General features: G+C 43.3%; 10 protein-coding genes and 1 pseudogene. 7 read left to right on the forward strand and 4 right to left on the reverse strand.

Annotated elements, in window-relative coordinates; all coding sequences use genetic code 11:
- The 6 genes and pseudogenes from ACT3RN_RS10945 to ACT3RN_RS10970 form a co-directional block, all read left to right on the forward strand.
- A partial coding sequence (locus ACT3RN_RS10945) for an McrB family protein (protein WP_444518629.1) occupies positions 1-1,372 on the forward strand: 1,372 nt, incomplete at its 5' end.
- Between the two features lie 30 nt (positions 1,373-1,402).
- A complete protein-coding gene (locus ACT3RN_RS10950; RefSeq protein ID WP_442069846.1) occupies positions 1,403-4,075 on the forward strand; it encodes a DUF2357 domain-containing protein in 2,673 nt (890 codons plus the stop codon).
- A gap of 215 nt (positions 4,076-4,290) precedes the next feature.
- The gene (locus tag ACT3RN_RS10955) at positions 4,291-5,490 is read left to right on the forward strand and encodes a sugar transporter (protein WP_192992401.1); all 1,200 of its coding nucleotides are present in this window, start codon (positions 4,291-4,293) and stop codon (positions 5,488-5,490) included.
- A gap of 190 nt (positions 5,491-5,680) precedes the next feature.
- A complete protein-coding gene (locus ACT3RN_RS10960; protein ID WP_192518967.1) occupies positions 5,681-6,361 on the forward strand; it encodes a glutathione S-transferase family protein in 681 nt (226 codons plus the stop codon).
- Positions 6,362-6,381: 20 nt separating this feature from the next.
- Positions 6,382-7,239, forward strand: a pseudogene (yghU, locus tag ACT3RN_RS10965) (glutathione-dependent disulfide-bond oxidoreductase).
- Positions 7,240-7,519: 280 nt separating this feature from the next.
- The gene (locus tag ACT3RN_RS10970; RefSeq protein WP_192992402.1) at positions 7,520-8,104 is read left to right on the forward strand and encodes a TetR/AcrR family transcriptional regulator; all 585 of its coding nucleotides are present in this window, start codon (positions 7,520-7,522) and stop codon (positions 8,102-8,104) included.
- A 15-nt stretch (positions 8,105-8,119) separates the two neighbouring features.
- Here the strand turns inward: ACT3RN_RS10970 and ACT3RN_RS10975 are convergent, their stop codons facing one another.
- From ACT3RN_RS10975 to ACT3RN_RS10990, 4 genes are all read right to left on the reverse strand, one after another.
- Positions 8,120-8,845, reverse strand: a complete 726-nt coding sequence (locus ACT3RN_RS10975) for an ABC transporter ATP-binding protein (protein WP_192518964.1) — start codon at positions 8,843-8,845, stop codon at positions 8,120-8,122.
- Complete coding sequence (locus ACT3RN_RS10980) at positions 8,838-10,061, reverse strand: ABC transporter permease (protein WP_192992403.1); 1,224 nt, start codon at positions 10,059-10,061, stop codon at positions 8,838-8,840. Before ACT3RN_RS10980 ends, ACT3RN_RS10975 begins: the two co-directional genes overlap by 8 nt.
- Complete coding sequence (locus tag ACT3RN_RS10985; protein ID WP_444518630.1) at positions 10,058-11,362, reverse strand: efflux RND transporter periplasmic adaptor subunit; 1,305 nt, start codon at positions 11,360-11,362, stop codon at positions 10,058-10,060. The genes ACT3RN_RS10980 and ACT3RN_RS10985 overlap by 4 nt, the downstream gene beginning before the upstream one ends.
- A gap of 233 nt (positions 11,363-11,595) precedes the next feature.
- Positions 11,596-12,456 carry an HpcH/HpaI aldolase/citrate lyase family protein gene (locus tag ACT3RN_RS10990; RefSeq protein WP_192992405.1) on the reverse strand — a complete coding sequence of 287 codons (861 nt, stop codon included), beginning with the start codon at positions 12,454-12,456 and terminating at the stop codon, positions 11,596-11,598.
- Between the two features lie 76 nt (positions 12,457-12,532).
- Here ACT3RN_RS10990 and ACT3RN_RS10995 point away from each other — a divergent pair.
- Positions 12,533-12,664 (forward strand): transposase (locus ACT3RN_RS10995; protein WP_444518631.1); only part of this gene is annotated, 132 nt, incomplete at its 3' end.

A 12,664-nucleotide genomic window follows, 5' to 3' on the forward strand; every position in this document is an offset into this window, starting at 1 on the left:
AAATATCTATAAGCAAATACAACCAATTTATAAAGAGTTAAAAACAACTGATTTTGACTCACAACCAAAATCACATACGCTACTTAATGCCAGTGCTGTTATGAAAAAAAATCTTCCTAACGATGTAACCTTCCTATCAAAACCTTTCCTCCTATTAGCTGGTATTTCCGGTACTGGTAAAACTCGCTTTGTCCGTGAGCAAGCCAAAGCCACAGGTAGCCTTAGCGATACCTACTGCCTAACCTCCGTACGTCCTGACTGGCACGAACCTAGTGACATACTTGGCTATATATCACGCTTGGGTAGAGATGGTCACGCTGAATATATCACCACTGATGTGCTGCAATTCATTGCCAGAGCGTGGCGTGCGATTATCGATGCAGAACTTGAACTAAAAGTTGATGGCGACTGTCGCCTCACCGTAACCGGTAATCAAGACCAGTTAAATCAGGTGCTGCCCTATTGGCTATGTTTGGATGAAATGAATTTAGCACCTGTTGAACAGTACTTTGCAGACTATCTATCTGTTTTAGAAACTCGTGAGTGGCAATGGAATAAAGGCAACTTTAATTATCACTGCGACCCGCTATTGAAACCTGCGACTATCAAGCAGCTAGAAGACATAAACGAACTGCGTAATGCCTTAGGCTTTGTAGATGTTAAATATGACAGGGAGTGGAAATTATTTTGTGCGTATGGTTTAAGTTTGCCTTTTAATTTAATCGTAGCTGGTACGGTTAATATGGATGAAACTACCCACGGATTCTCACGCAAGGTCATTGACCGTGCTTTGAGTTTTGACTTTGGAGACTTTTTCCCCAATGACTTTGACCATTTCTTTGAATCAAAAGTCACTCATAACACGTTGAGTTATCCTCTCTACTCTCACGCCACTGCTGACAATCTACCAGTAATAGACAGTGATGGTCACAAAAGTATCGAGTTTTTAAAAGCCGTCAACCAAGTGTTGGACAATACACCATTTAAGCTGGCTTTTAGAGCTCTCAACGAGCTACTACTAGCCGTTATTAGTGCCCAACCTAAAGATGAACAGCAGCTACAAGCAGCTTGGGATGACTTCTTAATGTGCAAGGTATTGCCGCGTATCGAAGGCGATTACGACAAATTAGCGCTTATAGATAAGGCTACTACTAGCAATGAGCAGTCATTACTCACAAAATTAGCCACCATCTTAGAGCGAGAGTTGAGTAACATATGGACTACCACGAATGATGTGAATAAGCTACGCACTGACTTATATCGCAAAAATGTAGATGGTAGCACTTTGTCTATCAATTGTCGTAGCAAGGCTAAATTAGCTTGGATGCAGCAGCGCCTAGAACATTCAGGTTTCACCAGTTTTTGGCCTTAAAATGCAGACAGCTGACCTAACGGAGCGACCATGCCAGATCTATTAAGGATACAAACCGCTGATTTTGAGCTGTCGATTTGGTGTAACGATATCAGCAAACGCCAAGCGGCTTATGAGGCGACCTTAGCTAAGCGGCAAGCTACCAGTAACCACAACACTGAGCAACCTATCATACGTTTCTCTCCGCCCTTAGCGATTACTGAAGCTACCTTTATGGATCAGCCCATAGACATAAAAGGCGTCGTCACTCATTCTGGATTAGTAGAAGCACTTGAGTTAGATAATTTTATTTTCTTTGAAAATATCCAATATCACTTTGAATGGATTTTTTTGAATAATAAGCGCATTAATGAAACAAGTATAGATGAGTCTAATCAAGCCATTAAAAGCCGAGCTACAGACAATATCAATAATATTAGTGATGTTATTGACGTTGAGCGAGCTTATCTAACTCATCGTAGTCATTTAATTAATGAGAGTTTTCGGTTTAGTCAGTCTCGCTCTCGAATGCCTGCGCATCTAACAGGTACTATCAATACCGCAAACGATGTCGGTTGGCTGCGCCTGCCTCTCAATTACGTCAAATCAAACCACACTTATCAAAGCAACATCGCCTTTGAAGTTTTGCCCACCAAGATGAGTCTGCACGATGACTTGCCAGCGATGTATCAAGTGATTGATACCGTCTTTCCTCTTTGGCGCTTTAGTCTGGTAGAGAAAACCGAACTGGATAGCGCACAAACCAAACAGCGACATCAGTTTCCCTTGCTTTGGCTTGCTAACTTTAGTCATTTACGCAGCCAACTAGCGTATGCACTAAAAGTCATTAATCAAGCACCGCATAGCCGTTTGCAGGCTCATATCTCTTATAACAAAGCAACACGGCTAAAAGGTAATATCCCTGCACGACTGGGAGCAAAAATAAAAGAGGACTTCGCGAATGGTCTGTATGATCAGCGTTATCAAGTCACCAAAAAGCGGCTAAGTGTCGATACACCAGAGAACCGATTTATCAAAATGGTAGTAGCTACCTCTAAGAAACGACTGGCTGACTTTGAATATAAACTTAGGCAAAGCAATGCAGCACCAGATAAGCAACGGCTATCTGATACCTTTTTAGATGAGCTGCATCAGTGGCAACAGCCCCTACAGAAAACGCTGAGACAAGGTTTTATGACCGATGTGTGCGATTATAATGGTCGTAACCGTGAATCATTAGTATTGCAGCAAAAATCCGGCTATAGCTCTGTATATCGAATTTGGCAAGAGTTAAAATTTTATCTAGATGTCTTTGACAACCAATCTAGCATCTCTATGAAGTCAGTCGCGGAAATCTACGAAGTCTGGTGTTTTTTGACCATTAGAAACATCTTGATAGATGAGTTGGGCTTTAAGGAAGTATCTGCCAGTAAGCAAGCGTTAAAACTTAAAGACTTTTTTGAATATCAGCTCCAAGATGGCTTCGCTGGTGCATTTGAGTTTGAACGTAATGATGGTATTACAGCAAGGTTAGCACATGAACCACCATTTAATAAAACAACCAAAGATATTCGAACTTATTCAGTTAGCCAAAAACCTGATATCGTCTTAGAAGTTACTCTACCCAATAACAAACGCTTTATTTGGTTGTTCGATGCTAAATACCGTATCAAGACACTTAAAAGTCGCTATGATGATCCTGAACAAAACATTGATACTATGGATTTTGTACCGGATGATGCCATCAATCAAATGCACCGTTATCGTGATGCCTTGATTCGTATTGAACGAGATAAAAACTCTCTTAATGAAAAAGGTAGCAATAAAGAAACAGCCAAAACGCAAAAAAGCCGTCCGATATTTGGCGCATTTGCGCTATACCCAGGTTATTTCAACCAGTTAGATACTAAAAACCCTTATCTCAATTCCATTGACGAGGTCAGTATTGGTGCATTTGCACTATTGCCAAACGCCCTAAAAACGAATTCAAAAAGCAATGCTGGACATTACTGGCTATTAAGTTTTCTGCGCCAACAGCTTGGTAATGGCATCAACTCTCAATCTAATGATACACAATCAAGCACTATCGCGTTGACCAATAATACAATAAGAAACAATGAGGTGAACAGCAAGGCTGTCGCTTATCAAGCTAATAGCCATCAGGTTGATAAAGTTGCTAAACATAACCATCAACTCGAAGAGCGTTTGTATTTGCAAGAAGCAACACGTATACCATACTCAGGCATGGAGCAAATCCTCTATCCAGATTTGACCTTGACCATTGCACTAGCACCAAAAGCGGGACGTCATAAAGAGTATATAGATGGCTTCAAACACAGTACCGCTCAGTGGTATCACTTACCTCAAACTACATTTTTAGATAAATACAAACAACATATCGTCAATGAAATACGCTATTTAGCTATTGCTACGACCAATGACGCTCAACTAACGAGTAAACAAATAAGCAAATTATGGCCAATTGAAAGTGTTACTCTTGTCCCTAGAAGATCAATAACTGCTGAACAATCTGGTAAGAGCTCTAAAGATACGAAACCATACTACTTATTTAGACTAGGCAAGCCCCTAACTATAAGAGACACGGTTGATAATGTGCCCTTGCGTGATTTCAAAAACTCAATGAAGCTCACCACCCTAGAGCACTTACAACAAGCAGCCAGCTTTGATGAGCTACAGACAGTCTATCAACAAGCATTAATCTAACCAGCCTTAGACTTGCTTATAGACAGGCTATAACGACTCATACTATGTCTTTCAAAAATTTTAAATAAATAGCTCATTAACAATCTTTAGTAAAAAGCACCTTCCACGACTTATTTTCACTTGTTATCTTGCCTCGCGGCCCTTGTATTCTAAGAAAGTCTGCCCCACTGTGACCTATCGCCCGTAGTATTAACATCTGCTTTATATTGGATATTATGAAACACAACCTTAAGGTGAGCTCAGATGCTCGCCGAACTCAGTATTTTCAAGTATTTTTGATGGGTGTTAGTGCCTTTATCATGAATACTACAGAGTTTGTACCCGTCGCCTTATTAAGTGACATCGCCCAAGACTTCTCTATCACGACGGCAGAGACTGGCTGGATGCTGACATTGTATGCATGGATTGTCGCTGCTATGTCATTGCCGCTGATGCTACTAACCAGCCAGTTTGAACGCAAACGTTTGCTCTTGGGAATCTTTGCGGTATTTATCGCCAGTCATGCGCTATCAGTGTTTGCATGGAGCTTTGATGTGCTACTCATCAGCCGCGTTGGTATTGCCTTATCACATTCGATATTTTGGTCCATCACAGCGGCTATAGCCATACGCATAGCACCTGAAGGCAAAAAAGCATTGGCGCTCAGTGTGCTGGCGACAGGTACTTCATTGGCGATGGTATTAGGTGTGCCTTTGGGGCGTTTAATCGGGCAATGGTTTGGGTGGCGCGCGACATTTGGCAGTATTGGTGTGGTCGCCTCAATCGTATTTATATTACAAGCGAGGCTCTTGCCTATCCTGCCCAGTATGTTTCAAGGTTCTTTTAGAAAAGTACCAGAATTACTCAAAAACCCATTATTGGTCTGTCTTTATCTCCTGATTCTGCTTGTCTTCACCGCTCACTATACCGCTTACTCTTATATCGAGCCATTCATGCGACAGGTCGGCGCAGTCAGTGAAAATGCAGCGACTTTCGTGTTACTTTTATTCGGTATCGCAGGGATTGTCGGTAGTGTTATATTCAGTCGTTGGGGCGATAAATTCAACACTCGGTTGATGCTGATATCTACTATATTGATGCTGGTATCGATGCTTGTTCTGTCGCTAGCGGTCACCTCGGTATGGGCGCTCAGCTTGATTGCGATGCTCTGGGGCGCAGCACTAATGCTACTCATTATCTCTATGCAAGCCAAAGTGATTATGATCGATGTCAATGCACAAGACATGCTGATGTCGATGTTCTCAGGCATTATTAATTTAGGTATTGGTACAGGTGCGCTATTTGGTGGTTATGCGGTGACGCATATTTCACTATCTAGTGTCGGGTATGTCGGTGCAGTTATCGCTGGTGTTGCCTTACTATTACTGATTTTTATGATAAAACGCTTTTCTGAATTGAGCGAAAGACTCGGTTAACTGACTATTTTCAAAATAACGATGCGTCCTCATGCGTTATTTTATCCTTATATTTGGTAATAAAATGAACGACTGCTCAAAATACACTTGAACGGTCGTTCATTTTTGTTTATAGTGGTTCTACAAAATACAGTTCACAGGCTGTTCAATCCGTTCAGATCAATACCTAAAACGCATAAGGATATTATATATGTTAAAGTTTTATTTTCACCAAACCCCTAACCCGATGAAAGTAGCACTCTATTTAATGGAGACAGGTCTACCATATGAGTTAGTCGCAGTGGATACGATGAAGGGTGAACAGCATACTCCTGAATACCGTGCTATCAACCCTAATGGTAAAACGCCAGCGATTGAAGACGATGGTAAGCGTGTCTTTGATTCGACTGCTATCCTGATGTACTTGGCCGAAAAAACAGGTCAACTAGCAGGCAAGCCTGAAGATCGTGGTGAAATGCTGTCATGGCTCATGTTTATAGCGACTGGTCTAGGACCTTTTTCTGGTCAATCAGTACACTTTAGTCATAAAGCACCAGAAAAAATTCCTTACGCTATCAATCGCTACCTTCGTGAAGCAGAGCGTCATTACGAAGTGCTAGACAAGCATATGGAAGGCCGTGAGTATCTGGTTGGTGATGACTACTCTATCGCTGATATCTCAGCTTGGGGCTGGATTGATAAGGCGGCGTTTATATTAGGCGAGCCAGGTTTAGATAACTATCCTAACCTAAAGCGTTGGTTTACTAGCATCAATAACCGCCCTGCAGTAGAGAAAGCGCGTAACATTGCCAAAGATATCGAGTTTAAGTCTGAGTTTGATGAAGTCGCAGCTCGTGCTCTATATCCACAAAACTTCGCAAAAGACGCATAATCGCGCGAGGAGTTATAAAAATGACGGACCAATACGTACCACCAAAAGTCTGGACACATGACGCAGAGAGTGGCGGCAGATGGGCCAGTGTCAATCGCCCTGTTTCAGGCGCTACTCATGAGCAAGCGCTACCAGTAGGTGAGCATGACTTGCAACTGTACTCTATCGCCACGCCTAATGGCCAAAAAGTAACGATCATGTTAGAATAGTTACTGGCGCTGGGCAAAGCGGCAGAATATGATGCACATATGATTCAGATTGGTGAAGGCGACCAGTTTGGATCAGGGTTTGTAGATGTCAATCCCAACTCAAAAATTCCCGCTTTGGTTGATCGAAGTGGCGAAGATAATGAGTCTGTATTTGAATCTGCCTCTATTTTGGTACATCTTGCTGAAAAATTTGGAGTACTACTGCCTGAAAAAGGTAGCGCGCGGACCCAAGTATTTAACTGGTTATTTTGGTTACACGGTTCTGCACCTTACTTAGGTGGCGGTTTCGGTCATTTTTATGCTTATGCGCCCGAAAAATTCGAATATGCGATCAATCGCTTTACCATGGAAACCAAGCGCCAATTAGATGTATTAGATAAGCAGTTGGCAAACAATGAGTTTCTGGCTGGTGATGAGTACAGTATTGCCGATATCGCGACTTGGCCATGGTACGGCAACTTGGTCGTGGGCACTCAGTACGACGCACAAGAGTTTTTGCAGGTTGATGACTACCCTCATGTACAACGTTGGGCAAACGCTATTTTGGCAAGACCAGCCGTACAACGTGGTCGTATCGTCAACCGCACTTGGGGCGAAGCGTGGGAACAGTTAGCAAACCGCCATAGTGCCCAAGATATCGATGATGTATTAGCATTAAAACCAGAGTAGACTTACCTACTAAATTTATTCTGACTAAAACATCCGTTTGAATACGGATAACACATAAAAACCAAGTGACATCATTATCAATGCAAACGATAATAGTGTTACTTGGTTTTCTGATTATTGTTTTCTGATTATTAATCAGATAGTTTTAAAACATAGTCGGTGCAATATAGTTGGAATACAAGGAAGCCGAGTAAAAGTGCTACGAATAGTAGACTGAACGAGACTGCCACCGTATCCAATTTATAACGGATTGGCTATAACTGCTTTTAAGGTGAAAATGATGAGTGCACATGCCAAGTTTGACCGTGATGAGGTCATCGAAAAAGCCAAAGACCTGTACTGGGAAAAAGGCTATCACGCCACGTCTATGAGAAACCTACAAGACGTAGTCGATATGCGTCCTGGCAGCATTTATGCCGCTTTTGGCAATAAAGATAGCCTGTTTAAAGAGGCGTTAAATCGCTATGCTGAACAAGGCGCTACAAACCTTGCCAATAGTATTGCACAAGAAAAAACCAAGCTTGAGGGTCTAAAACGTTTCATCCATAGCGTGACTGTCTGTAATAAAAGCACGTCTCCGAGTGGCATGTGCATGATTGTCAAAACAGTCAGTGAGCTGACGAAAAACGACAGCCCCGACCTACTCGACCATGCGACAAATATTTTGGAAAATGTCGAAGCCTCTTTTGTCAAAGTTTTTCAACAAGCCATTGATAATGGTGAGATTGATGCTAGTAAAGATGCCACTGAACTGGGGCGCTATTTCCAAATTCAGATGATGGGCTTGAGAACCTATGCGCAGGTAACCGATGATAAACAAGCGGTCGAACAGTATATTGACAGAATGTTCGAGACGTTTTTGTAAAACTACTTTGTGATATTAGGACTCAAATCTTTTAACATTTAGCGCATCACTTTCGATAAGACCGTCTACCAGATTAATGGTACGATCACAGGATGCTGATAGACGTGGGTCATGAGTCACTAACAATACCCCACAATCACGCTCACGGTTGACCTGACGAAACAGCTCAAACACCTCAGCAGCGGTTACCGTATCTAGATTGCCAGTCGGTTCATCCGCTAATAATAATGCAGGCTCAGTTATCAGTGCGCGAGCAATAGCCACCCGCTGCTGCTGACCACCTGAAAGCTCATTTGGCTTAGTGTCGGCAAACTTCTCCAAACCCACCGCCTCCAGTAACTCGCGTGCCTTCTGTATTGCAGAATGATTTGGGCGACCCTTGGTCAGCATTAATGGCATTAATATATTGTCCAACGCCGTAAATGCCTGAATAAGGTGATGAAACTGAAAGACAAAGCCAATACTATTACCTCGTAGTGCCGTACGACCAGCATCATCCATCTTGCTCGTCGGCTGCCCGAGCAGATACAGCTCACCACTAGTAGGCGTATCCAGTAAACCAAGCACATTCAATAAGGTGCTTTTGCCAGAGCCCGAAGGCCCAATTAGCGCCGCAAAATCATCATTATCGATACGTAAATCGATACCATGTAGCACCTCAATCTCATTGGGCTGACCGATATTATAAGATTTTTTTAGTGCCTCTAAACGCAGCACTTCATGAGAGTTATTATTAGACATAACGAATAGCCACCACTGGATCCAATGCGGCAGCTCGGCGCGCTGGTATCGCCGCTGCCAATATACCGGTTAACGTCGCTAGCAACATAGCCAGCAAGACAAGCTCTATAGACACTGGAATATAAAACAAACTTGGGCCAAAAGTGTTAAATGCCCACACCAGCACATAACTCACCGCACTACCCAAAACAGATCCTAGCAAACCAAACACAGCGCCCTGAATCAAAAATATCCATAATATCTGCTGACGAGTGGCACCAGTTGCACGCAAAATCCCAATTTCTCGAGTACGCTGTACCACACTGACGGATAGTACGCTCGCAATGCCAAAGGCGACCGAAATACCCACAAACACAATAATCATATTGGTAGACAAGCTTTGCGCTGAAAGACCACTCATTAATTGGGCGTTGGTCTCGATCCAACTCTCTGCCTGTAACGATGTCAATCGCCCTACTTGTTCAGCGATATTGTCTGCCTCAAAAATATCTGCAACCGTCAAATCTATCACCGTAACGCCGCCTGGTAGGCTTAATAATGATTGTGCTTGTTTTAAATCTAAATAGACATAACGCGCGTCTAGCTCTCGAACACCCAATTCAAATATACCAGCCACATTTACCACAGTATTGTCCTGCTGACCTGTATCTAATCGCAGCTTGCTACCCACTTGCACACCGAGGTTTTTGGCAAGCTCGCTACCGATGAGCACATTATCAGCACCGATTCGCAGATCGCCACTGATTAGATACTCATCAAGCGGTATGATTTTTTGGTAACGCTCAAGCTCAGTACCGATCAATACCACCGACTCTAAGGCTTCTCCTCGCCGAACAAACGCAGGCCCTGATACCACAGGTGAAACTGCCGTCAAAAATGGCAGTTGATCAAGAGTATCGGTAATCTGCTGCCAGTTATTGATAGATCGTAACCGCTGAGGGCGCTTGTCTTCTTGCACCAGCTGTACGGTACCCGCTGCTACGGGTGCCACTAGATTGGTTTCATCTGGCGATACCAATTGAATGTGGGATTGACTACCAAGCGTGCTATCAATCAGATTGGTCTGTAAACCTTGAATCAAGGCTGTGATAAACACAATAACAGCCACACCAATGGCCACACCCACAGTGATCATCAGTGACTGTACCCGCCCTTCACGCAAAAAACTGAGCGCAATGACCGCGTTGATCCATAGTCGCCCAAAAAATATTTTCACGTTGTGGCCACCGATGCTTTATCGCTAGCCGCTGAGTCGTCATGGTTGTTCGAAGCCTTATCTTTAGAAGCATTGCTGTTTGAAGGATTGTTAGACGAATCTCTGCTAGTCAGATTGCTACTACTAACAAGCGGCATCTCTTTCGATTCCGTGCGTACTCGCTCACCATCGGCTAATGGCGAGGTCGCATCAGCCAATACTTGATCGCCCTCACTTAATCCTGAAACCACTTCGGACATTGCCAAGCCGCGCAGCCCTAACGTTATTTTTTGACGCTGTACTTTACCATCACGTAGTAATCGTACTTGAGCTGTATCTTTTTGAATATTTGTTAAAGCATCATTCGGAATGACCAACGCTTGTGCGCGTCGACCTGTTTCGATATTCACAGAAACGGTCATGTCTTGCCGTAAGAACTCAGGCACTGGATCAACTGACAGTCTAACTTCAACCGTACCACGCTCAGAATCAATACTTGGCGCTATAAAATCAATACGGGTAGGAAAAGGCTGATCCGGATAAGCATCGGCAATAGCGACTGCCTCTTGCTCTAATGCCAAACGTGATAAGTTGCGCTCATCAAGCGGCACATGAATTTCTGTATTGCCAGCAAGCGCGATGGTAAATAATGTTTTGCCTGGCTGTACCAAGTCACCTGGTTCGACATCACGTGTGAGTACCGTGCCAGCGACCTTGCTGCGTACTTCAGTCTTATCGAGCTGAGCTTGCAATACCGCGATACGCTCACGTATTAGCACTTCTTCAACACCGCCAGCGGCTAATGCCTTAACTCTTAGACGCGCAGCTTTTAGGTCGTTACCTGCTTGGCTTTGTGCCTGTTCTGCTTGCTCCAACTCTTCATCCGAGATGGCTGAAATCGCTGCCAACTCACGGCGACGTGCCACATCACGAGTCGCTTGTGCCAGCTGTACTTCAGCTTTGGATAGCTCTACCGCGGCCTGTGGGCGTCTACTGCTCACTAGCTCAGTCAGTTCGGCCTCTACTTGACGTACTTGTGCAGCCACATCATCCGAGCTGAGTAGCAATAATAAGTCCCCTTTTGCTACTTGATCACCTTCTTGTACCAAGCGCTCAAGCACCACTCCGCTCACCTCACTACCGATTTGCGTGCGTGATGTCGTCACGACACGTCCAGTTGCAACCACTGTTTGCACGAGCGGCATAGGGGTGATGGTATAGCTAGGTAATAGTGGGCCTCGCCATGTACGAAATACAACAAAACCAACTGCAACTATCAGCAGTAAGATCACAATCAAATACTTATAGTTGATAGCGCGCAATGAACTTCTCCGATTTTGATGAACAGCGTCTTATGATAAGGAATCAAGTATAAAATATTTTACGCCCAGCGGTAGCCTATTAAAGACAACCACAATGCAAATATAAAAATCATTGTACCAACAATATTAATATTTATATAATATACCTTTCAGATACTTTTATAAATAAAAGGCGTGCTATCGCACTATTTTTAGCACTTAATTTTTAGCACTTAATTTTTAGTACTTAATTTTTAGTACTTATCCTGCTCATTCTTACTCAATAATTGTAGGCAACGCTGAATAACGGGGGCGTCTACCATTTGACCATCTATTTTAAATACAGCCTGTCCGCTACGCTCGTACTCCGTTACCACTTGCTGAGCAAATAACACTGCTTCATCTGTTGGTCGTAACGTTTGTTGCACAACCACCACCTGTTTAGGGTGGATACAAAGCATCCCCGACATACCCATCTGTGACCATAACTGTACTCGATCGTTCAGGCCTTCATCGTCATGAAAGTCAGGATAGACCGTATCGATCGGTGGTGCTAGCTGATGCACTTTAGAGGTCAGTACCAACTGATAGCGAATCTGATTGGCGACGATATCGGCGGCAGGGGTATCTACTTGTACTCGCAAATCATTGCACAAGTCCAGAAACCCATAACTAAACGCGGCTAATCCTGACATTTTGGCCATCGCATCGATCTGATACAGACCACGCGCGCTTTCTATTAGTGCGATTACAGGTAACCCAGTACCCTGATGGGCTTGCTCAATATCTAATGGGGTCTCACATTTTGCAAGCACAATCCCTGCAAGATTAGGCAGCTGTTGGCAAAGCTGAATATCTTGTATAAATGCATCACTGCCTGCTTTATTAATACGTAGCCAAACTGGCTGATAGTCAGCACTGTCATGATATTGTTGCAATGCTTTGCGAGCTTGTGCTTTATCTTCTGCTGCCACAGCATCTTCTAAATCGACGATAACCGCATCTGCACCGCTATTAAATGCTTTTACGACTCTATCAATGCGAGTTGCTGGCACGAATAGCCAAGTTTTATTTTGAAAAATTGTATTTATTTTATTATTAATCACTGAGTCCATGCGTCACTCCATTATATTGTCCAAATAGCTACTAGGGTGTGTTGACATATATAGAATAATCGATAATCATAGTGTTATGACTAGATTAACACTAAGTGATGCCCAGTGGGCAAAGATAGCACCGTATTGTGCAGGTAAAGAGACCGATGTTGGTAGAACAGCGGTAAATAATCGACTATTTATCGAAGCTGTTCTATGGATTGTCCGA

Source organism: Psychrobacter sp. AOP5-GZ1-6 (assembly GCF_052376345.1).
Taxonomy (GTDB): Bacteria; Pseudomonadota; Gammaproteobacteria; order Pseudomonadales; family Moraxellaceae; genus Psychrobacter.